Annotated in this window: 19 protein-coding genes; 6 read left to right on the top strand and 13 right to left on the bottom strand. The window is 67.5% G+C overall.

Annotated elements, in window-relative coordinates:
• Window positions 1–7: 7 nt before the first annotated feature.
• From AC07PT_RS00615 to AC07PT_RS00600, 4 genes are all read right to left on the bottom strand, one after another.
• Window positions 8–526, bottom strand: a complete 519-nt coding sequence (locus AC07PT_RS00615) for a C40 family peptidase (protein WP_492348821.1) — start codon at window positions 524–526, stop codon at window positions 8–10.
• Window positions 527–587: 61 nt separating this feature from the next.
• The gene (locus AC07PT_RS00610) at window positions 588–2,216 is read right to left on the bottom strand and encodes a PEP/pyruvate-binding domain-containing protein (RefSeq protein ID WP_494655478.1); all 1,629 of its coding nucleotides are present in this window, start codon (window positions 2,214–2,216) and stop codon (window positions 588–590) included.
• On the bottom strand, window positions 2,213–4,171 hold the full coding sequence (locus tag AC07PT_RS00605; RefSeq protein WP_494655477.1) for a DUF47 domain-containing protein: 1,959 nt from the start codon (window positions 4,169–4,171) through the stop codon (window positions 2,213–2,215). Before AC07PT_RS00605 ends, AC07PT_RS00610 begins: the two co-directional genes overlap by 4 nt.
• A 123-nt stretch (window positions 4,172–4,294) precedes the next feature.
• Entirely contained in the window at window positions 4,295–4,879 is a 585-nt protein-coding gene (locus AC07PT_RS00600) for a nucleotidyltransferase family protein (RefSeq protein ID WP_494655476.1), read from the bottom strand.
• 217 nt (window positions 4,880–5,096) lie between these two features.
• Between AC07PT_RS00600 and AC07PT_RS00595 the strand changes: the two genes are divergently transcribed.
• Window positions 5,097–5,753, top strand: a complete 657-nt coding sequence (locus AC07PT_RS00595) for a YitT family protein (protein ID WP_492348817.1) — start codon at window positions 5,097–5,099, stop codon at window positions 5,751–5,753.
• 39 nt (window positions 5,754–5,792) lie between these two features.
• Here AC07PT_RS00595 and AC07PT_RS00590 read toward each other — a convergent pair whose 3' ends face one another.
• Window positions 5,793–6,389, bottom strand: coding sequence for a GNAT family N-acetyltransferase (locus AC07PT_RS00590; protein ID WP_492348816.1), 597 nt, complete (start codon window positions 6,387–6,389; stop codon window positions 5,793–5,795).
• Window positions 6,390–6,569: 180 nt separating this feature from the next.
• Here AC07PT_RS00590 and pdxR point away from each other — a divergent pair, with 180 nt between their 5' ends.
• From pdxR to AC07PT_RS00575, 3 genes are all read left to right on the top strand, one after another.
• Window positions 6,570–8,108, top strand: a complete 1,539-nt coding sequence (pdxR, locus tag AC07PT_RS00585) for a MocR-like pyridoxine biosynthesis transcription factor PdxR (RefSeq protein ID WP_494655475.1) — start codon at window positions 6,570–6,572, stop codon at window positions 8,106–8,108.
• 130 nt (window positions 8,109–8,238) lie between these two features.
• The gene (locus AC07PT_RS00580) at window positions 8,239–9,213 is read left to right on the top strand and encodes a Bug family tripartite tricarboxylate transporter substrate binding protein (RefSeq protein ID WP_494655474.1); all 975 of its coding nucleotides are present in this window, start codon (window positions 8,239–8,241) and stop codon (window positions 9,211–9,213) included.
• A 170-nt stretch (window positions 9,214–9,383) separates the two neighbouring features.
• Complete coding sequence (locus tag AC07PT_RS00575; RefSeq protein WP_494655473.1) at window positions 9,384–10,076, top strand: carbonic anhydrase; 693 nt, start codon at window positions 9,384–9,386, stop codon at window positions 10,074–10,076.
• Window positions 10,077–10,084: 8 nt separating this feature from the next.
• Here AC07PT_RS00575 and AC07PT_RS00570 read toward each other — a convergent pair whose 3' ends face one another.
• Window positions 10,085–10,780, bottom strand: coding sequence for a substrate-binding domain-containing protein (locus AC07PT_RS00570; RefSeq protein ID WP_494655472.1), 696 nt, complete (start codon window positions 10,778–10,780; stop codon window positions 10,085–10,087).
• Window positions 10,781–11,055: 275 nt separating this feature from the next.
• Here AC07PT_RS00570 and AC07PT_RS00565 point away from each other — a divergent pair, with 275 nt between their 5' ends.
• Entirely contained in the window at window positions 11,056–12,972 is a 1,917-nt protein-coding gene (locus AC07PT_RS00565) for an AI-2E family transporter (protein WP_492348812.1), read from the top strand.
• Between the two features lie 50 nt (window positions 12,973–13,022).
• Here AC07PT_RS00565 and AC07PT_RS00560 read toward each other — a convergent pair whose 3' ends face one another.
• Genes AC07PT_RS00560 through AC07PT_RS00540 form a run of 5 tightly spaced genes read right to left on the bottom strand, consistent with a single transcriptional unit; the run spans window position 13,023 to window position 16,696 of the window.
• Entirely contained in the window at window positions 13,023–14,060 is a 1,038-nt protein-coding gene (locus tag AC07PT_RS00560; RefSeq protein WP_492348811.1) for a Bug family tripartite tricarboxylate transporter substrate binding protein, read from the bottom strand.
• Window positions 14,061–14,084: 24 nt separating this feature from the next.
• Window positions 14,085–15,200, bottom strand: a complete 1,116-nt coding sequence (locus AC07PT_RS00555) for a maleylacetate reductase (RefSeq protein ID WP_494655471.1) — start codon at window positions 15,198–15,200, stop codon at window positions 14,085–14,087.
• Window positions 15,197–15,559 carry a Dabb family protein gene (locus tag AC07PT_RS00550; RefSeq protein ID WP_492348809.1) on the bottom strand — a complete coding sequence of 121 codons (363 nt, stop codon included), beginning with the start codon at window positions 15,557–15,559 and terminating at the stop codon, window positions 15,197–15,199. The genes AC07PT_RS00555 and AC07PT_RS00550 overlap by 4 nt, the downstream gene beginning before the upstream one ends.
• A complete protein-coding gene (locus tag AC07PT_RS00545) occupies window positions 15,556–15,855 on the bottom strand; it encodes a YciI family protein (RefSeq protein ID WP_494655470.1) in 300 nt (99 codons plus the stop codon). Before AC07PT_RS00545 ends, AC07PT_RS00550 begins: the two co-directional genes overlap by 4 nt.
• A 4-nt stretch (window positions 15,856–15,859) precedes the next feature.
• Window positions 15,860–16,696, bottom strand: a complete 837-nt coding sequence (locus AC07PT_RS00540; RefSeq protein WP_492348807.1) for an intradiol ring-cleavage dioxygenase — start codon at window positions 16,694–16,696, stop codon at window positions 15,860–15,862.
• 113 nt (window positions 16,697–16,809) lie between these two features.
• On the opposite strand from AC07PT_RS00540, the gene AC07PT_RS00535 reads away from it, so the two are divergent.
• Window positions 16,810–17,754 carry a LysR family transcriptional regulator gene (locus tag AC07PT_RS00535; protein ID WP_492348806.1) on the top strand — a complete coding sequence of 315 codons (945 nt, stop codon included), beginning with the start codon at window positions 16,810–16,812 and terminating at the stop codon, window positions 17,752–17,754.
• Window positions 17,755–17,865: 111 nt separating this feature from the next.
• On the opposite strand, the gene AC07PT_RS00530 is transcribed toward AC07PT_RS00535, so the two are convergent.
• On the bottom strand, window positions 17,866–19,017 hold the full coding sequence (locus AC07PT_RS00530; protein ID WP_492348805.1) for a porin: 1,152 nt from the start codon (window positions 19,015–19,017) through the stop codon (window positions 17,866–17,868).
• 624 nt (window positions 19,018–19,641) lie between these two features.
• On the bottom strand, window positions 19,642–20,415 hold the full coding sequence (locus AC07PT_RS00525) for a hypothetical protein (protein ID WP_494655469.1): 774 nt from the start codon (window positions 20,413–20,415) through the stop codon (window positions 19,642–19,644).
• Window positions 20,416–20,546 lie beyond the last annotated feature (131 nt).

Here is a 20,546-nt window from a genome sequence, read left to right as displayed (position 1 = left end):
CCCCGGCTCAAGGCCGGCGGATCGCCACCTGCTGCTGCGCCCAGTAGCCCGACTTGAGGCGGTCCAGCCGCACCTGGCCACCAGTGGACGGGGCATGCACAAAGCGCCCCTCGCCCACATAGATGCCCGCATGCGACGGCGCCCCGCCCTTCGAGAACAGCACCAGGTCGCCGGTGCGCAAGGCCTCGATGGGCACCGCATGACCCCAGCCCTGCAGCTGCGCCACCGTGCGCGGTGCCGGCAGGCCCGCCTGCAGGCCGTAGACATGGCGGATCAGGCCGCTGCAGTCAAAACCCGAATCAGGCGTGTTGCCGCCATAGCGGTACGGTGTGCCGACCAGGCCCAGCGCATAGACGGTGACAGCCTGGCTCTGCTCTTCGGACAAGGCGGCCGGCACGGCCACGGTAGACAGTGGGTCGGCAGGCTGGCGCGGCGGAGCACTGGAGCAGCCTGCCAGCAGCAGCCAGGGCAGCGCAAGAAAGAAAGCCCAGCAGGCACGCGGAAGTCGAGGGGGGCTCAGGGTCATGGTGGAGGTTGGGCAACGGGTGGCGGACAGCAGGCGACTGCGTCCTGGCTCTGCCCGAATACTAGCCGCCTGCGCCCGGATTGCCAGCCCCCCGCAACCTGTCCAGCCGCTGCAGCAGGGCTTTGGGCAGTTCATCGCGGGTCTGCACCGCCCCCGCGTAGACCTGGCCCAGATGGCCATCCAGCGACACGGTGTCGCCTTCGTGCAGGGTGACCGGGCCCAGTTCGATGCGGCGCGCGCCCAGGTCGATCTGCAGCGCCTCACAGCCCACCAGGCACACCTTGCCCATCTGCCGCGCCACCACCGCGGCGTGCGAGGTGCGGGCACCGCGCTGGGTCAGCAAGCCCAGCGCCAGCTCCAGGGTGGCGATGTCACTGGTTTCGGCATCGCGGCGCACCAGCACCACGGGCCGGCCCTGCGCCACCAGGCTGCGGGCTGCGGCGTCGTCCAGGGCCAGCGCACCGCTGACCACCCCCGGGCTGGCGCTGGCGGCCACCGCCGCGGGCGTCAGGGCCTGGCCATCGGCGGCCAGCACCCGGCGCTGGCTCAACTGCTCGGGGCCCAGCCCGGTGGTGCGCCGCAGCGCCTCGTCGGCCGTGATCAAGCCCTCATCGAGCATGTCGAGCGCGATGCGGGCCGTGGCGTAGGCCGAGCGCTTGCCGCTGCGGGTCTGCAGCAGGTAGAGGCGGCCTTCCTGCACGGTGAACTCGAAATCCTGCATGTCACCCAGGTGCTGCTCCAGGGTGTGGGTGGCCTGCACCAACTGGGCCCAGCACTCGGGCAGCACCCTGGCCAGGGCCTCGTGGCCGGGGGCGCTGCGCCGGCCCGAGACCACGTCTTCGCCCTGCGCGTCGAACAGAAAATCCACCCACGGCTGGGGCTCACCACTCGAGGGGTCGCGGGTGAAGCCCACGCCCGCCCCCGAACGCCCTCCTGCATTGCCGAACACCATGGCCTGCACCGTGACCGCCGTGCCCAGGCTGTCGGGCAACTGGTGCAGGCGCCGGTACTCAAACGCCTTGGGGGCCTGCCACGAGGCCAGCACGGCGCCAATGGCCTCGGCCAATTGCTGCCGGGGGTCTTGCGGAAAAGGGCGGCCAGCCGCGCGGGCAAAGGCCTGCAGGTGATGCCGGGTCAGCTCACGCAGCTCGGCAAAATCCAGCTCGCGTTCATCGCGCTGACCGCCCAGGCCGGCGGCGGCGGGCTCGAACAGGGCCGCCTCCAGGCCGGCCACCACCTCGCCATAGCTGGCCACCAGCCGGCGGTAGGCGTCCCACACCAGGCGGGGCTGCCCGGTCTGGCGCAGCAGGCCGGGCACGGTGGCATCGCACAGACCGATGTTGAGCAGGGTCTCCATCATGCCGGGCATGGACACCGGCGCGCCGGAGCGCACCGACAGCAGCAGTGGGCGGCGCGCATCGCCAAATCGCAGCGGGCTGGCCAGCCCGCTTTGCAAGGCCTGCAGACCCGGCCCCCAGGTGGCAGCCTGACTGGCGCGGCGGCGCCGCTCTGGATCGGCGCACCAGGCCGTGCCCAACACAAAGGCCGGTGGCACGGGCAGGCCGAGCGCGGCCATGCGGGCCAGGTTCCAGGCCTTGAAACCGATGCGTTCAGCGCCAGCCAGCGCGGCTGAATCAGCTGCATCGTCTGCACGGCAGCCGATGAGGAACAGCTCGTCCCCCGCACTCATGCCTGCACCCCGGATTGGTTGAACGCCAGCTCACGCAGGTCGTAGCCGGCGGCCAGCAGCCGGTCCGAGGCCAGCTCCAGGGTCTGAGCCAGGTCGTTGGCCAGCATCAGCGAGGCGGCATCCTGCAGCTCGGCCAGCAGCACACGCCGCGCCTGCCGCAGCAGGTCGTCGCACCGGCGCTCGGCATGCAGCACGGCCCAGGAGGCGGTCAGAAACTCATCCTGGTCCTGGCGATCGCTGTCACTGCCCAGGTTGCGGGCGATGGCCAAGGCCTTGACGTGGTCCTGGGTGGCCTGCTGCACCACCTGGGCCAGGGCCGACAAGGCCTGGCGCACCCCGTGGTTCCAGCCCTTCTGGTGGTGGTCGGCCATCAGGCTGATGAGGAAGGCGGCCTCTTCGAGCGCATCGGCCACGTCATCGCTGAGCACCAGCAGACGCGACACCGCCTGCCAGCGGGGCTGGCGTTCGGCCTGCTCACGGGCCTGCATCACCAGTTGGTCGGCCTGGCGCTCCCAGGTCTTGGCCCGGGCGGCCAGTTCGGTCGCCTGGGCCTGCAGGCCGTCGCGGCCGTGGTCCAGGGCATCACTGACGGCCTGGGCCAGGGCCTGGCAATAGGCGGCGTGCTCGTCAAGCAGATCAAAGCCGGCGCTGCGGCGCTGCATCTGCCGGGCCAGCAGCAATCGGGCCTCGTCGGCCACCAGCGAGGGGCTTTGGCCATGCAGCAAGGCCTCGGTGGCCAGGCGCATCACGTCCAGCAGAAAGGCACTGGCCTGGTCGGGGCCCAGCACCTCGTCAAGCCGGTCGCCCAGGCGAAAGGCGCCCTCGCCCACGGTCTGCATGGCACCAAAAATAAGGCGCTCGCCCCCGGCGTGCAGCCAGGCCATGTGGCCCAGCTCCTGCTCGGCCGCGGCGCGCAGCAGCTGTTCTGCCGCCGGCTTGCTGACGAAATTCAGCAGTCGCTTGCGCGCCCGGTTCCAGTCGATCAAAAACACGATGCGGGCGCCCAGGCCCTCCAGGGTGGCCTGCAGATGGGCCAGGTCGGCACAGGCGAAGGTGGCGGTGCCCACGGTGTAGGCCTGCCCCTGGTTGAGCTGGGCCTCGGTGCGGCTTTCCACCACCGACCAGTTGGCGCCCAACGGCGCCAGCAAGGCCTGAAAGAAGCCAAAGCGGCGCAGATGCAGGTCAGAGTAGGTGAGCGTGATGGTCAGCTCCTGCACCTGGATCACCAGCACATGGGCATCGTTGGTGCCGATGTCGTTTTGCAGCAGCAGGCGGGCGCCATCGCGGGTGGCGGCCGTCTCCAGACCGGGGTGATCGAACTTGAGCGGGGCCGTGCGGCGCAGGCCGCGCATGAAGGCCTGCACCAGGGGGCGATCGGCCTCGTCCAGCTGCCAGACATGGGCGCCAGCCATCAGCTCGCTGGCCATCTGGGGCACCAGCTGATTGATGGCCTTGTGCAGGTCCATCACCAGCAGGTGCAGGCTGTCGTCCTCGGGCCCGCCCTGGCGCTGGCCATGGGTGAGGCGGCGCAATTGCAGGGCCTCCAGGCGCACGCCCTGCAAGGCGGCCAGGGTGTCCAGCCAATGCTGCACCCGGGCCGGCGACACGGCCGCAGCCGGTTCGGCCTGGGCCAGCACCGGGCGGGCCATCAGGCCCAGGTCTTCGTGCAGGGCGTCGCGCAGGCGCTCCAGTTCGGGCAGCATCAGTTGCCCATCCACCCGGCTGGCGCCGCCGGGCAGGTCCAGCAGCCAGGTCTCGCCACCCAGGCCGGCGGCCGCCAGCTCACGGCTCAGGTCCAGCGCGGGCTCACGCGGGTGATCGGCATGCTGGCTGGCGGCCTGCAGGGTGGATAGGTAGAACTTCAAACGGTCGTTGGCCGCCAGCGCTGCCTTGACCCACACCGGCAGCAACAGACGCTGCTGCCCCAACGATGCCACTGCCAATGTCTTGTCCATGGGGTTCCTTGATGCCGGCTCAGACCGATCCATGCCGATGCAGCCCAGTCTGGGCAGCGCGCATGACGGATCCATGAAAGCAGGCGGCGCCGAATTTGCGCCAGATCAAGCGCCCGCCCCGGCTCAGGTCGGGGGCAGTACCGTCAGCCAGGGCCAGCGGGCCTGGTAGCTGGCGGCCTTGGCGGCGAACAGCGCGGGCTGCGCCCAGCGCGGGTTGATGCGCAGGTGCCCGGCGGCCAGGTCTTGCAAGCCATCGGGGGCATGCAGCTCGCCCGAGCCCAGGTCCAGCCCGACACAGGTGCAGGCGATCAGGTAGCGGCCGATGCCCTCACGGCAATCGCGCAGGGGCGGATAGTCCAGACCGAAGCGCTGCGGGTACCACAGGTGCACCCGGGCCTGGTTGCGCACCTCCACCACCACGCCCAGATCGGCCACCGCGGCCTGCACGCGCTGGATCACGGCGTCTTCGGCGGCCCAGGACAGGTCGCTGTCGTCGAAATAGAACAGGTCGTAATCCTTCACGCCCCAGCCCGGTGCACGGCCGCTGCGCGCATTCCACACGGCCTGGAACAGGCAACCCGCCGTGAGGTGCCCCTGGGGCAGGTCGAGCGCGGGCAGGCGCCGCATCAGCTCGGCATTGACCGGGTTGGCCAGAGCCAGCTCGACCAGACGAGCGGGGTCCAGGGTGGGATGGTGGGCGGTAGACATGGTGAGGGCGGTCAGGACGGCGGGCCATCATGCACCAAGCCGGGGCCTCACAAGCCGCCGACGGAGGAACGGTTCAGGCACGGCAAATGCTAGGGTTTCTACTAAGTATTTCACGCATTCCGGCGACAATAGGCGGCTTGATGCCGTGACCCCCATAAGGGGCCTGGCGCCTCCCTGCGTGCACTGTCCACCCGATAGCTGCCGACCCGACACTGCCATGACACCCTCATCGTCCACCTCGACCCTGGCGCCCGACGCCCTGTCCACCCCCCTGCCTGTGCCCCTGCGCCACGGCACTTTCGAAGATGCCCAGGCCTTGTTTGCCGGCACGCTGTTCGTGGCCATGGCCCTGATGCTGTTCAACCAGGCGGGTTTGCTGATCGGGGGCACGGCCGGCATCAGCTTCTTGCTGCACTACGCCACGGGCCTGTCCTTCGGCAAGCTGTTCTTCGTGGTGAACCTGCCCTTTTATTGGTTTGCCTGGACCCGCATGGGCCGCGAGTTCACGCTCAAGACCTTCTGCTCGGTGGCGCTGCTGTCGCTGCTGACCGAGTTGTTTCCGCACGTCATGCGGGTGGACTACCTGCACCCGCTGTTCGCTGCGGTGCTGGGCGGGCTGCTGCTGGGCACGGGCTGCCTGTTTCTGGCCCGCCACAAATCCAGCCTGGGCGGGGCCACCATCGTGGCACTGCATGCCCAGCAGCGCTATGGCCTGCGCGCCGGCAAGGTGCAGTTGCTGATCGATTGCAGCGTGCTGCTGGCAGCCCTGTGGGTGGTACCGCTGGAGCGCGTGGCCTACTCGGTGCTGGCCGCGGTGGTGATGGGCGTGTTTCTGTGGATCAGCCACCGCCCCGGCCGCTACGCCGGGGGCTGAGGCCGTCAGCAGGCCAGGGCTCTCTCAGGCCCGGGTTGCTCAGGCCCGGGGTTTGTCGAGTTGCCAGCGCAGATGGGCCTTGACCGTGGGCCACTCGGCCTGGGTGATGCTGTAGACGCAGGTGTCGCGCAAGGTGCCGTTGGCGGCGCGCTGGTGGCTGCGCAACACGCCGTCCAGCTTGGCGCCCAGGCGCTCGATGGCGCGCCGGCTTTGCTGGTTGAAGAAGTGCGTGCGGAACTCGACCGCGATGCAGTCCAGTGCCTCGAAGGCATGGCCCAGCAACAGCAGCTTGCACTCGGTGTTGAACGGCCCGCGCTGGGCCGAGGCCCGGGTCCAGGTCGAGCCGATCTCGACGCGGCGATTCACCGCATCGATGTTCATGAAGCTGGTCATGCCCGCGACCCGGCCGCTGGCATCGCGGGTGGTGAAGGGCAGCATCGAGCCCCTGGCCTGCAGGTCGAGCCGGCGCTGGATCTCAGCGGCCATGCCTTCGGGGCTGGGCACCGCGGTGTACCAGAGCTTCCAGAGCTCGCCGTCCAGGGTGGCAGCCACCTGTTCGTCGTGGTGGTCGGGGTGCAAGGGTTCCAGCGAGCAGGTGCTGCCTTGGAGCGTGATCGGGGCGGGCCAGAGGGCCATGGCGGGGTTCCTTGTGAGGGGCAAATTGCCGTGTTGAAAAGCCCGACCGGCACCAGAAGAGCGCCAGCGGGTACGTTACAGTAGCCCCGATGTGGCACCTTAAAAAGTACCACACCAAACAGATTTGACAGAGCCACGACTGGCCCATTCAGGGCCTGCGTTTCAGCCCTGCGGAGATCCATGCCCTCATCGTCGCCCTGCCCCGCCCTGCTGATGCCCCAGGTGCTGCTGGAAGCCACCCTGCAACGCGGCGCCGATGCCGCGCCGCTGCAACGCCAGTTGCACCGCCGCCTGCAAGAGGCCATCCTGGCGGGCCGCCTGGCCCCGGGCAGCCGCCTGCCGGGCTCACGCGCCTTGGCCGAGGGCCTGGGCGTGTCGCGCAACACCGTCATCGCGGCCTACGAACAGCTCAGCGCGGAGGGCTACCTGCGGCCCGACCGGCAGGGCACCCGGGTGGCCACCCTGGCCCGGCCCGGCAGCACCAGGTCGAGGCAGCCGGCGACGCTGCCGAACTTGCCGGACGTGCCGGAGCGGCGAGATGCAAGCCCTGCCCTGACACCCCACCCGAACCAACACCTGGCCCAACGCCTGACCCAGATCCTGCCCACCGGGGCCGGCACCCAGTTCGGCCTGCCGTTGCGGCCCGGCGTACCGGCCTTGGCGCACTTTCCGCTGGCGGCCTGGCGCCGCGCGCTGGACCGGGCCATCACCCAGGCCGGCCCCGGTGCCCTGGCCTATGGCGAGCCCCTGGGCGAGCCCGCGCTGCGCGCTGCCGTGGCGCGCCACCTCAGCGTGGCGCGGGGCGTGCGCTGCAGCCCCGATCAGGTGGTGATCACCGAAGGCGCCCAGGAGGCCCTGTCGCTGTGCGCGCGCCTGCTGAGCAACCCCGGCGACCGGGCCTGGGTGGAGAACCCGGGTTACCGGGGCGCCAAGGCCGCCTTGCGCGCCGCCGACCTGACGCTGCACCCGCTGCCCGTGGACCGCGAGGGCCTGTGCGCCACGGCGCAAGACTGGGCCTTGCACCCGCCCCGCCTGATCTACGTGACGCCCTCGCACCAATACCCGACCGGCGCCGTGCTGAGCGCGTCCAGGCGTCTGCAGCTGATGGAGGACGCCCGCCGCCACGGCTGCTGGCTGATCGAGGACGACTACGACAGCGAGTTCCGCCACGCCGGCGAGTCGATCGGCGCCATGCAGGGCCTGGTGCCCCAGGCCCCGGTGCTGTATGTGGGCACCTTCAGCAAGACGCTGTTCCCCTCGCTGCGCCTGGGTTTTCTGGTGCTGCCCGAGGTCTTGCTGCCAAGCCTGCAGGGGCCGCTGGGCGAGCTGCTTCGCGGCGGCCAGCGCCACAGCCAGCTGGCGCTGGCGCAGTTCATGGAAAGCGGTGAATTCGCCCGCCACCTGGGGCGCATGCGCCGCCTGTACCGCAGCCGCCAGAGCGCACTGCGCCAGGCCTTGCAGCAGCACCTGGCCGTGCCGCACCAGATCGAGGGTGGCCAATGCGGCCTGCACCTGTGCGTGCGCTTCGGGTCGGCCTGGCCCGATCAGGGGGTGGCCGAGCAGGCGCGCCAACACGGCATGGCCCCTTCGGCGCTGTCGGGCTTCGCCCTGCCGCCCGGGCCCAGCGACAACGGGCTGGTGCTGGGCTATGGCAACACCTCGTCCGAGCTGTTTGCACCGCTGATCCAGCGCTTGTCCGGGCTGATGCGGGCGCTGTGAACGCAGCCCCGCAGAAAAGCCTGCGAGATCGTGTCAAGGCCGCCCATCACCCCGGGATAATCGTTGCGCCCCGGCCACCGCGCATGGACGCGCGGTGGGCCGCAGGCGTTTTCAATCCGGACATCGACACATGAAATTCAAAAAAATCGGGCTGGCCCTCATGGCAGCAGCCCTGGGGAGTTCTTTCAACCCGGCCCTGGCCCAGACCGCCCACTACCCCGAGCGGCCGGTGCACATCGTGGTGGGCTTTCCGCCGGGCGGCGTGCCCGACACCCTGGCCCGCCTGCTGGCCGAGCATTTCTCGCTGGGCCAGCCCCTGGTGGTGGACAACAAGACCGGGGCTGGGGGCAACCTGGGCGGCGAGACGGTGGCCAAGGCCAAGCCCGATGGCTACACGGTGATGATGGGCGGCATTGCCACCCACTCGATCAACGGCACCCTCTACCCGCACCTGCCGTTTGACATGGTGAAGGACTTCACGCCCATCGTGCTGGTGGCCTCCACCCCCAATGTGCTGGTGGCCCATCCTTCGGTGCCCGCGCGGAACGTGGCCGAGCTGGTGGCCCTGGCCAAGGCCCAGCCCGGCCAGCTGAGCTATGGCACGCCCGGCATCGGCACCTCGCCCCATGTGGCAGGCGAAATGTTCAACGCCATGGCCGGCGTGAAGCTGAACCACGTGCCCTACCGTGGCCGCGCCATGGCCGTGCCCGACCTGCTGGCGGGGCACATCGGGCTGATGTTCGACAACCTGCCCTCGGCCCTGCCCTCGATCCGCGAGGGCAAGCTGCGCGCCCTGGGCATCACCAGCCTGCGCCGCAGCGCCTCGGCCCCCGACATCCCGACGCTGGCCGAACAAGGGCTGAAGGGCTTCGAGGCCGATTCGTGGCTGGCCATCTTCGGCCCGGGCGGCCTGCCGGCCGACATCCAGGTGCGGCTGGCCACCGAGGCGATGCGCGTGTTCAGCCTGCCTGAAGTGCAGGCCCGCATGCGTGACCTGGGCATGGAACCCATCGTGGCGGGCCCGGCCCAGCTGGCGGCGCACCAGCGCTCCGAGATTGCCAAATGGGCCCAGGTGATCCGCGAGGCCGGCATCAAGCCCGAATGAGGCCCGGCCCGGCCAGCCGCTGACGCGGCCTGGCCTTGATCCAGGGCAAGAAACGGCCACCCGGGCCCGGTCGGAACCGGGCCGATGGGCGCCAGAATCGGTGCCAATTGAAACCCTGGCCTTGCCTGTCAAAGCCGCTCATCACCCAATCTGGCCCCCAAGACACCGCCATGACCGCTACAGACGCCCCGCCGGCCGACGAGTTGCTGCTGCGCCTGAGGCACTTTCAATCCGATTACTTTCCGCTGCACCAGCAACGCTTTCAGGACCTGGTGGCCCAAGGCCAACACCCCAAGACCCTGTTCATTGGCTGCTCGGACTCACGCCTGGTGCCTTACCTGCTGACCGGGGCCGGCCCGGGTGAGTTGTTCATCGTGCGCAATGTGGGGGCCCTGGTGCCGCCCTACGATGGCTCACGGGGCCTGCACGGCACCATGGCGGCGGTCGAATACGCCGTGCTGGCGCTGCGGGTGGAGCGCATCATCGTCTGCGGCCACAGCCACTGCGGCGCCATCCGCGCCGCCTACGAGGGCGTTCCGGAGGAGGCCAGGGCCTTGCGCAGCTGGCTGGAGTTGTTGCACGAGGCCGTGTTGCCGGTGCAGGCCTGCACCGAGGCCCTGCGCCGCACCGAGGAACGCTCGGTGGTGTTGCAACTGGAGCGCCTGATGGACTACCCCATGGTGCGCCGCGAGGTCGAGGCCGGGCGCCTGACGCTGAACGGCTGGCACTACGTGATCGAACAAGGGCAGGTGAACGTGTTCGACGTGAAGCAAGGCGCCTTCATCCCGGCGGCGGTGGCCTCACACAGCGGCACCGGGCCTTACCAGCCCTATGTGGAGCACGACGGGCAGGTGCTGGACTGAGTTCAGCATCAGGCCTGCGCAGCCTCCATGCCATGGCGCTCTTTGAGCGCGGTCTGCGCCAGTGCACTCATGAAGTCGAGCACGGCCTGGGCCGCCGCGGCCTGCGCCGCCCCCGCGCGCACCGCGCCGGTGAAGGTGGTGACGATCTCCAGCCCCGGGGGCATGCCGCCCAGCAAGGTGATGCCGGGCAGGTCTTTGAGTTCGCTGAGCTGCTGAAAGCCCAGCGCCACCTCGCCCTGGGCCACCAGGCTGCCCACCGGCACGCCAGGGCGGGCCTGCACCAGGCGGTCTTTCAGGGTGTCGCCCAGGCCCCAGCGCTCGAACAGCTTGAGCAAGGCCGTGCCGCTGGGGCCGGTGGAGTAACCGATGCTGCGGGCCGCCAGCACGCTGGCGCGCAGGGCGGCTTCGCTGCTCACATCGGGCAGAGCCACCCCCGCCTGCACGGCGATCGCCACAGAAGACCGCACCAGGTCACGCCGGCTGGCCGGCAGCAGAAAGCCCCCGGCCATCAGTTTGTCGATGGCATCGCTGGCCAACACCACCAGGTCGACCGCCTCGCCTTGCTGCACCTTCTTGGCCGCCTCGACACCGCCCAGCGATTCGAACTGCACCGGCACCTGGAACTGTTGCTGGTAGGCGGCCGCCAGATCGGCCAGAAGCAGGCGGGTGGCCATGGAGGAAATGCCGGTGATGGGTGTGCTCATGCGTCAGCGCTCTTGTGGTGTTGCGAAAAAATCATCGAAGAAACCGGGGGCAAGGCTGAGCAAGCAGCCTGACCCAGGCAGGGCATTGTCCTTGCTTGGCCGTGCTGCAGCCCAGTGGGGTGGCGCACTAGCTGGTATTCCAGCCGGGCATGGCTGGCAAGCAAGGCGGGCGAGAGCCCCCTCGCCCCCCCCGACCTGACGCACAGTGGCTCGCTATGATCCGCCATCCCTCGGATACCGCCCATCTACCAAAATCGCCCATCTGATCGAACACCGTGACGCCCCCCGTTGACCCCCACCCTCACCCGACCGCCGAGCGCCTGCGCCACGGGCTGAGCACCAGCCCGCTGGTGGCCTGCGCCATCGTGCTGGGCCTGTTGTACCTGGCGCGCGAGGTGCTGGTCCCGGTGGCCCTGGCGGCCATGCTGAGCCTGTTGATCGCCCCCTTGGTGAGGCGCTTCCGGCGCCTCGGCCTGCCCGCCACACCGGCGGTGCTGACCGCGGTGGGCAGCCTGTGTGCCGGCATGGCCGCCCTGACCGTGATGCTGGGCCTGCAACTGGTGGACATGACCGCCAGCCTGCCGCAGTACGAATCGTCGATACGCGCCAAGGTGGTCACCGTGAAAGAGCTGACGGTCGACCGCATGGACTCGCTGCAAGGCACGGCCGGGCGCCTGTTCAAGCACTTCAGCGAGCCCGAGCGCCCGGCCCCCGCCCGCAGCGCCGCCAGCCGGCTCAAGGCCAATGCCAACGGCGAACGCGTGCAGGTGGAGGTCTACCCGCCGCCGCCCACCTCGCTCAGCGTGCTGTCCCACCTGGCCGGCTCGCTGTGGGAGCCGCTGGCCACCGCCGGCATCGTGCTGATCGTGATGCTGTTCACGCTGCTCGAGCATGAATCGCTGCGCGACCGCCTGCTGCGCCTGATCGGCGGGCACGACCTGCGCGCCAGCACCGAGGTGCTCAACGATGTGGGCGAGCGCCTGTCGCGCTATTTCGTGTCGCAGTTTGCGGTCAACTTTGGCGTGGGCGCCGCGGTGTGGCTGGGCCTGTGGGCCATCGATCTGCCGCATGCCATGCTGTGGGGCGTGCTGACCGCACTGATGCGCTTCGTGCCCTACATCGGGGTGTTGATCGCGGCCGTGCCCGCGGTGCTGCTGGGCGCAGCCGTCGAGCCCGGCTGGACGCTGATGCTGCTGACGCTGGCCCTTTTTCTGGTGATCGAGGTGTTGGCGGCGCAGGTGGTCGAGCCCCTGCTGTATGGGCACAGCACCGGCCTGTCGCCGCTGTCGGTGGTGATTGCCGCCATCTTCTGGAGCGCCTTGTGGGGCCCCGTGGGCCTGCTGCTGGCCACCCCGCTGACCCTGTGCCTGCTGGTGGCCGGGCGCTACGTGCCGTCGCTGAAGTTTCTCGACATCCTGCTGGGCGACGGGCCGTCGCTCACCCGCCCGCAGCGCTTTTACCAGCGCACCCTGTCGGGCGACGCGCACGACCTGATCGCCCAGGCCCGCGCCTACCTGAAGAAAAAGAGCTTTGCCAGCTACTGCGACAACATCCTGCTGCCGGCCCTGCAACTGGCCGCACGCGACCACGAACTGGGCCTGATCACGCCCGAGCAGGCCCAGCGCATGCAACAGGTGGTGGTGGATGTGATCGGTGCGCTGGACGGCAAACCCCGGCGCCGACGCCCGCTTGGCGACGCCCACACCGTGCTCGACCTCAGCAGCCCCGGCGTGGCCCTGCGCCGCCAGCGCGAGGCCGAGATGGGCCGCTGGCAAGGCCCGCTGAGCGTGCCCACCGGCTCGCTGAACCTGTGCATCGGCCAGGGCAGCATCGGCGACGAGCTGATGACCGAACTGCTGACCCGCGCGCTGCGCGACGCCGGCCTCGATGCCCGCCATGTGTCGGTGACCGACACCGACGCCGCCCCGCCCGAGGCCCGAATCGACAGCGTGGCCCGGGTCTTCATCCAGGGCGGCGAATCCGAGGCCGCCACCCAGACCTTGGTGCTGCAGATGCAGCAAGACCTGCCGCAAGCCAGCCTGATCCAGGTGCAGTTGCCCGCCTGGGTGACCGGCCAGCCCACCCACAGCCCGGCGCCCCCGGGCGTGATGGTGGTGGACTCGTTCCGCGACGCGGTGAGTTGCGCACTGGAGGCAGACCAGGCCCAGCGGGGCTCAGCGGCCAAGGGCTGAGGGGCCCTGGGCGTGTTCGGGCGGCCGGTCCTGCCGGTCAGGCCCGGGACTCAATCCAGGCTGATGTTGTTGTTCTTGACCACGGCCATCCAGCGTTTGCTGTCGGCCTGCAACACGGTGGCAAAGGTCTCGGGGCTGCCACCGATGGGCACCAGGCCCATGCTGGCCAGGTATTTGCGGTACTCGTCCGAGGCCACGATTTTCTGGGAGATCGACGACACCTGATCGATGACAGACTGCGGCGTGCCCTTCAAGGCAAACACGCCGTGCCAGGAGTCGCCCTGGAAGCCCGGGAAGGTCTCGGCCACGGTGGGCACCTGGGGCAGGGATTCCAGGCGCTGCTGGCTGGACACGGCCAACGCGCGAACACGGCCGGTGCGGATGAACTGTAACACGTCGGCGATCGGGCTGAACGCCGTGCCCACCTGCCCGCCCACGATGTCGTTGAGGCCACCGTCCTTGTAGGGCACATGGTTCAGCGTGATGTTGGCGCTGTTGGCAAAGTAGGCCATCGACACATGGGGCGCCGTGGCCACGCCGTACGAGGCGTAGCTGATCTGGTTGGGGTGCTCTTTGGCGTCCTTGATCAGGTCGCCCAGGGTCTTGTAGGGCGAACTGGCCGCCACGCTGATCACCAGCGGGATCGACAGGGTCTGGATCACGGGCACCAGATCGCTGGTCTGGTAGGGCAGCTTTTTGTAGACGTAGGGGTTGATGGCCACGGTGCCACTGGCGGTGTACAGAAAGGTGTAGCCGTCGGGGGGTGACGCCACAAACTGCTGGGTGCCCACAATGGTGCTGGCACCGGGCTTGTTGTCGACGATCACGCCCTGCCCCAGGGCCTTGCCCAGCCGCTCGCCCCAGAACCGGGCCATCACATCGGGAGCGGTTCCGGCCGGGAACGGCACGATCACCTTGATCACCTTGCTGGGGTACTTGTCCTGGGCGATGCCCTGGCCGCTGGCCGCCACGGCCAGGCTGAGCAGCGCCAGGTGGCAAAGCCGGCGGGGAAAGCGGTAGGAAAGGTGGTGGGAAAGGTGCTGGGCCAGCCTGGGGCTGGATCGGGGGGCGGTGGCTTGGGGTTTCATGTTGTCTCCTGGTTGTTGTGGGGGTCAGTCCGCTGCGCCTGGCCGGATGCCTTCGTAGGCCATCTGCAAAAGCTGGCGCAGGGCGTTCTTTTCGAGGGGCCGCGGATTGGGGTATTGCTGGGTCAGAGCCAATTCGCAGACCCGGTCCAGGTCGCGCTCCTGCAGACCCAGCTCACGCAGGCCCAGGGGCGTGCCCAGCGAACGGGCCAGGTCATACAGGCCCGCGGCAGCCAGCCCCGCATGGGGCAGGCCCAAGGCCCGGGCGATGCGCTGGGCAGCCAGGGGCACCTGCGGCAGGTTGAAGGCCAGCGCATGGGGCAGCACCACGGTGTGGGTTTCGGCATGGGGCAGGTTGTAGGTGCCGCCCAGGGTGTGGCACAACTTGTGGTGCAAGGCCATGCTGACCTGCCCCAGCACGCTGCCACACAACCAGGCGCCGTACAGGGCCTGGGCGCGGGCTTCGCCCAGCGGGGTCGCCGCCATCTGTTGGGCGGATGGGGCGGATGGGGCGGGCTGCTGCCGTATCTGCGGCAGGGCTGCGGCCAGGGCGCGGATGCCCTCCTCGGCCATCAGGTCCAGGATGGGGTTGCTGTCGCTGGCATACAGGCCCTCGACCGCGTGAGCCATCGCGTTCATTCCGCTGGTGGCGCTGAGGGCCACGGGCAGGGTGCTGCTCAGTTCGGGGTCGTAGATCACGGTGCGTGGCAAGACACGGGGGTCGCGCCCCGTTTTTTTGAGCCCTGCCTCGGTGATGCCATAGATCGGGGTCATCTCGCTGCCGGCATAGGTGGTGGGGATGGCCACGATCGGCAGCCCCGACTCCAGGGCGATGGCTTTGCCCAGCCCGATGGTCGAGCCACCGCCCAGCGCAATGGCGCAATCGGCCTGCAAACGGGCCGCCTCGGCGCGGGCCGCGCGGGCAGTTTCGATGGGTACGTGCATCACGGCCTGGGCGTACAGGCCCACCGCACGGTGGCCCAGGCGATCGACCACGGCCTGGGCCGCTGCGGCCTGCTGCGGGGTGCTCAAGACCAGGGCCCGGCGGGCCCCCAGTTGGTCGATTTCGCGCTCCAGGTGCTGGAGTGAACCGGCACCGAACACGACGCGCGGTGATTGGGCCTGGTAGATGAAATGTTTCATGTGCCGGGCTCCTGTCGTTCGATCGGGCCGGGCCCGGGCAAAGGGGCCCAGGCGTAGTCCACCTGATGGCGCGCCGTGCGCATGCCGCCCAGCGCGGCCTTCAGTTGCAGGTGTTCGGGGTGAATGGCGTAGGCGTCCAGGGCCGCCTGCGATGCAAACTCGCTGTAGAGCACCACATCGCAGGCGTAGTCGACCCCGCTGCAGTCGACCCCGATGTCCAGGTGCAACAGGCCGGGGATCCGGCCCCTGAGCCGCTCGAAGCCCCGGCGCAGGCGGTCGATGTTGGCGCTTTTTTCTGCCGGCGTGGCCCCGGCGATGTTCCACATCACGATGTGGCGAACAGATGAGCCTGGGTTCATGGTGCGAATCCGATCCGCTGCGGCCAAAGGTTGCTGAAGGCGTGGATCTGCACACTGCCGTACAGGCCTGAGCGGTGAAACGGCTCTTGAGCCAGCCAGGCCTCGGCCGCCACGCGGCTCGGGAAGTCGATGACCAGCAGGCTGCCGATCATGGTCTGGCCGTCGTCTTGCAGCAGGGGGCCGGCAAAGGCGATGCGCTCTTGAAGCAGGGCCAGACAGGCTTTGTGCTCGGGGCGCATTTGCAGGCGCAGCGCGGCCGACCCGGGCCGGTCGATGAGGTGAAAGGCGTACAGCATGGTGTTACGCCACCGAAGCCGGGTTGAGCACGAAGTCGTACTCCAGCAGGTAAGTACCGTCGGGCTGAGGCACCCAGTCACACACCAGCGACTGGCGCACGCCGAACACCGCGTCCGAATCCAGGTAGTCGCTCTGGTCCCGGAACACATGGGTGATCAGGCTCTGGTAGCCCGGCGCGTCGATCTTGAAGTGCAGGTGGGCAGGCCGCCACGGATGGCGGCCGGTGGCCTCCAGCAGGGCCCCCACCGGCCCATCGTGCGGAATGGCATAGGGCACGGCCACGATCGAGCGAAAGTGGTAACGGCCCTGGGCGTCGGCGTTCAAGGTGCCGCGCGCCTGCGCCTGGGTCAGGCCCTCGTGCTGCACGTCATACAGACCGTCCTCGTCCGATTGCCAGACATCCAGATGCGCCCCGGCAATCGCTTGGCCCCGGGTGTCGAGCACGCGACCGCGCACCAGGCAGGGCGTGCCCTTGGCGCCGTTGGAGATGTCAGCCCCCAGCTCGTAGTGAGGGGCGTTCTTGACGTGGAAGGGCCCGAAGACCGTGGCCTCGGTGCAGCCATGGGGCTTGTCCTGGTTCATGGCCACGGTCAGCATCGACAGGCCCAGCACATCGGACAGCAAGATGAACTCTTGCCGGCGCTCGTCGGTGATGTGGCCGCAGCGGGTCAGGAACTCGATGCCGGCAAACCACTCGGCCTCGGTCAGCTTCACCTCGCGGGCAAAGGCATGCAGGTGCTGCACCAGGCTGATCACGATCTCTTTGAGCCTGGGGTCGCGGGTGTCGCCAAAGCTGGCAATGACCGCCTGGGTGATGTTGTCTTGGTTGAGGTTGCGCATGCCGTGTCTCCTGGGTTTGAGGCCTCTGCTCGGGCCCTGGACGACACTTTAGAATTTCATTGGAAAGAATAAAACAGCATTCAAAGGAAATCATATTTCCATAAAATGGAAATATGGATCGCCTCACCGAGCTGGAACTGTTTGTCAAAGTGGCCGAACTGGGCAGCCTGGGCGGCGCGGCCGAGGCCTTGGGCCTGTCGAACCCGGCCGCCAGCCGCTACCTGGCCTCACTGGAGGCCCGGCTCAGCGCCCGCCTGGTCGAGCGCAACACGCGGCGCCTGTACCTGACCAGCGAGGGGCAGGCTTTTTACGAGCGCGCCCGGGGCCTGCTGGCTGAGTTGCAAGAAGCCGAAGCGGCCGTCCACTCCAGCACCTTGAAGCCCTCTGGCGTGCTGCGCATCAGCGCCTCGCTGTCGTTCTCGATGCAGCAGATTGCGCCGCGGCTGGTGCGCTATCACCAGCTCTATCCCCAGGTGCGCATCCACATCGAAACCGCCAACCGATACCTGGACATGATCGACAACGGCATCGACGTGGCCATTCGCAACCGTGAGTTCGAACCCGACAGCAGCATCACGATCCGACGCCTGGGCTCCACCCGTCGGGTGCTCTGCGCCTCGGCCGCCTACCTGGCCGAGCGCGGCCAGCCCCAGACCCCCGAAGCGCTGGCAGGCCACGACTTTCTGATCTATGTGCATGCCAACAACGCCCACGAGTTGCGCCTGAGCCGGGGCGAGCACACCCAGACCGTGCCCATCCAGGGCCTGCTCGAATCCAATGACGGCCAGGTGCTGCGCGCCGCCGCGCTCAGCGGCCTGGGCATTCTGGTGCAGCCCAGCTACATCGTGTACGACGACATCGTGGCCGGGCGGCTGGTGCCGCTGCTCAACGACTGGGACCTGCCCCGCATCCAGATCAACATCGCCTACCCCAACCGGCGACACCTGTCTGCCAAGGTCCGCTCCTTCATCGACTTCATGGTGGCCGAATTCGAGCGCGATGAGGCCGAGCGCAAATGGACCAGTTTCATGGGGCTGCAGCGCACGGTGGGCCGATGAGCCACCACCCATGAAAAAACCCGCCACGCTGGCAGGCGTGGCGGGTGAAACGCAATGAAAAATCACCTGAAAAGCCGGGCCGGCGTGGCAGCGCCCGCCCGGTTCACCGCATCAGAAGCGGTGCTGGATACCGACCGACAGGCCGGTGTTGCTGGTGGTACCGCTGGCGGTCTGGGCTGCGGTCAGGCCCTTGGCCTTGGTGTAGTCGATGGCGGCGTACAGATCGGTGCGCTTGCTCAGGGTGTAGCGGGCACGGGCGGCAAAGGTGTCGTAACGGTTGGACGACAGACCATCGGCGCTGTACTTGGTGTTGTAGTAAGCCACCACCACCTGGGTCAGCGGCGTGGCATTGAAGCCCACACCCAGGTCGAACACTGCGGCCTTCAGGCCGGTGGTGCTGGACGATGCGCCCGCCAGGAACTTGTACAGCGAGGTGCTGGAACCCGAGTTGGTCAGGATCGAGGTGTTGCTGTTCACAAAACCGGCATCGGCCTGCATCTGCGTGTAACCGCCAGTGACCTTGTAGCCTTCGAAGATGTAATTGCCACCCGTGGTCAGCACGGTCTGCTTGCGGCCGGCGGTGTCGCGCAGGCGGTCATACGACAGGCCCAGTTGCAGCGGGCGAACATCGTACTTGGCCATGAACTGCACCGACGAATTGGCCGCGGTAGAGCCCGACACGTTGCCGAACGAGTAAGCCAGGCCCAGGTTGGTGCCAGACAGCTTGGGGCTCAGGTACTTGACCATGTTGTCGCGGCGCGAGGTGTCCAGACCCGAGCCCACCAAGGTGCCCAGCGGGTTCACCGAGGTGGCCGACACTGCGGCGTTCTGGCGGTTGGTGGTCAGCTCTTGGCCCAGCGGGTCGTTCACGTAGCCCGCTTGCAGGTCGTAGGCAAAAGTGGTGTTGCGGCCGATGTCGACACGGCCCCAGCTGTCCTCCATGCCCACGATGGCACGGCGGTCAAAGATGTTGCTGGTGCTGGAGCCAGCGCCCGTGCCGGCGTTGAGACCCGACTCCAGGTTGAAGTTGGCCTTCATGCCGCCACCCAGGTCTTCCGTGCCACGGAAGCCGAAGCGCGAGGTGTTCAGGATGCCCGAGGTGAACATGTTTTGAGTGCCGGTGGCGCCCGCACTGTTTTTGGGGGCAGCGCTGTCATGGCGCACGCCACTGTCCAGCAGACCATACAGGGCCACGCTCGATTGGGCTTGTGCCACCGAAGTGAGCGCCCCCAGGGCGGCCAGTGCGATCAGGGTCTTTTTCATCATGTGTCCTACTAGCGTCGCCCGCCTTGGGCAGGCGACTTGATTGATGGAGTGAATGGATCGGAGAAATTGCCAGCCACACCCTGTTGCCCGTGACAGGCAGGGCTGTGACAACCAGCAGCCCAGACTGTGCAGGGTTTTCACGGATTGAATATGACAAACAAGCCAATCACCGCAACAATAAATGGAATTCTAGTTTTTAATATTTCTGAAATAGAAATAGATCAGACAGCTGCGCCGGCGCCTCTCAAACCCAGAAGAAGCCCTGTGATGCTGGGGCCGGGCTGGGCCTTACCGGCCGCCAGAAAATCAGAACACGCGGGTGCCGCGAAGAGGCCCCAGCACCTAAGGCTCGATCTGTTGCAGCAGGTGAGTGGACTGGGTTACAGGGGCTAACCCTGACCCTTGGGCCACCTGAGCTGATGCCGCAGACGCCGGTGACGATGCAGGGATTCAAGCCGGAGATTGATGGGACGCAGTGGCTGGTGGTGACGTTGGAGCGCCAACTGGGGGATGGGGGGCGGTGACGGCCGACGAAGGCCGTTCTGATGAGGAGGAATCCCAGCAGGATCAGTGATCTCAGGATGACTTCATCGAACGGCCATGGCGACAGCCCGCAATCGTCTACGGCCCAGCGCTTCTTCTGGAAGGCATAGACTCAAAGTCCTTCTCAGGGATGGAGAGAAACGCGTCCAAAGTCATGCTACCGACGATGCGGCCTTGGCCGTCGATCGACAACACAATCTCGGCGCCCCTTGTGTTGGCAGCTTCTGAATGTGCATGCGGCTTACGGCACTTGAGCAGGACATCGACATACTGGCGGAAACCTGCAGGATCCAGAGTCATCGTCGGTTCACTGACAATGTAATGTCTGGTCAGGGCCTTCTCATCCCCGCCAAAGTAAACAAGGCAGTACTCGTGGAGGTCCCTTTGTGCGATTTCTGGGGTTTCCAATATCCTGATCGCCGGGCAGATCGGCTCGGCACCAGGAAGGAAGTACTCTACCGCCTTCAGGATACGTATGACCGTCCTGTCACAGGCAGGAGACCCGTCTGGGCAATTGGATGGGTCACACATATCCTCTGACATGAACACAAGGTAGTGACAAGGCCCAAATCGCTCTGTCAACTCCCTTCCAACTTCTTGGAAGACAGCTTGGTCCATGATTTTTTCACGCTCAGCAGAAATATCTTCAAAGCCTTTCTTGAACTCGATCAAGATCAGCCTTTCACCTCGCTGAAAAAGCGTATCCCCGACATTGCGTTCGGGAACCCAACTGAGCGGGGCAGCCCAGTCGAATAGGCCTTCAGTCGCAGCCTGGGCCAGGAATGCATATTCAACCGTCTTCTCCCAGCCCAGGTAGACCTGTTCACCTGCGTCTGCCACGTCCTGCGACATGATCCCGCCCCGCCTTTTCCAGAAATTTGATATGCCGGTGATCATATCGACACACACTGTGCGGCCGATGCCGCTGCCTTCTGACCCACACCTGGTACGATCCACACCCAGTCACACCAACCCACACCATC

Source organism: Curvibacter sp. GW821-FHT09D12, assembly GCF_059416245.1.
Note: the sequence above shows the minus strand (reverse complement) of the source record. Positions and strands in the feature narration are given on the sequence as shown.

Coding starts and splice junctions, on each gene's coding strand:
- AC07PT_RS00615 (WP_492348821.1), bottom strand. CDS start 526: ATGACCCTGAGCCCCCCTCGACTTCCGCGTGCCTGCTGGGCTTTCTTT.
- AC07PT_RS00610 (WP_494655478.1), bottom strand. CDS start 2,216: ATGAGTGCGGGGGACGAGCTGTTCCTCATCGGCTGCCGTGCAGACGAT.
- AC07PT_RS00605 (WP_494655477.1), bottom strand. CDS start 4,171: ATGGACAAGACATTGGCAGTGGCATCGTTGGGGCAGCAGCGTCTGTTG.
- AC07PT_RS00600 (WP_494655476.1), bottom strand. CDS start 4,879: ATGTCTACCGCCCACCATCCCACCCTGGACCCCGCTCGTCTGGTCGAG.
- AC07PT_RS00595 (WP_492348817.1), top strand. CDS start 5,097: ATGACACCCTCATCGTCCACCTCGACCCTGGCGCCCGACGCCCTGTCC.
- AC07PT_RS00590 (WP_492348816.1), bottom strand. CDS start 6,389: ATGGCCCTCTGGCCCGCCCCGATCACGCTCCAAGGCAGCACCTGCTCG.
- pdxR (WP_494655475.1), top strand. CDS start 6,570: ATGCCCTCATCGTCGCCCTGCCCCGCCCTGCTGATGCCCCAGGTGCTG.
- AC07PT_RS00580 (WP_494655474.1), top strand. CDS start 8,239: ATGAAATTCAAAAAAATCGGGCTGGCCCTCATGGCAGCAGCCCTGGGG.
- AC07PT_RS00575 (WP_494655473.1), top strand. CDS start 9,384: ATGACCGCTACAGACGCCCCGCCGGCCGACGAGTTGCTGCTGCGCCTG.
- AC07PT_RS00570 (WP_494655472.1), bottom strand. CDS start 10,780: ATGAGCACACCCATCACCGGCATTTCCTCCATGGCCACCCGCCTGCTT.
- AC07PT_RS00560 (WP_492348811.1), bottom strand. CDS start 14,060: ATGAAACCCCAAGCCACCGCCCCCCGATCCAGCCCCAGGCTGGCCCAG.
- AC07PT_RS00555 (WP_494655471.1), bottom strand. CDS start 15,200: ATGAAACATTTCATCTACCAGGCCCAATCACCGCGCGTCGTGTTCGGT.
- AC07PT_RS00550 (WP_492348809.1), bottom strand. CDS start 15,559: ATGAACCCAGGCTCATCTGTTCGCCACATCGTGATGTGGAACATCGCC.
- AC07PT_RS00545 (WP_494655470.1), bottom strand. CDS start 15,855: ATGCTGTACGCCTTTCACCTCATCGACCGGCCCGGGTCGGCCGCGCTG.
- AC07PT_RS00540 (WP_492348807.1), bottom strand. CDS start 16,696: ATGCGCAACCTCAACCAAGACAACATCACCCAGGCGGTCATTGCCAGC.
- AC07PT_RS00535 (WP_492348806.1), top strand. CDS start 16,810: ATGGATCGCCTCACCGAGCTGGAACTGTTTGTCAAAGTGGCCGAACTG.
- AC07PT_RS00530 (WP_492348805.1), bottom strand. CDS start 19,017: ATGAAAAAGACCCTGATCGCACTGGCCGCCCTGGGGGCGCTCACTTCG.
- AC07PT_RS00525 (WP_494655469.1), bottom strand. CDS start 20,415: ATGTCGCAGGACGTGGCAGACGCAGGTGAACAGGTCTACCTGGGCTGG.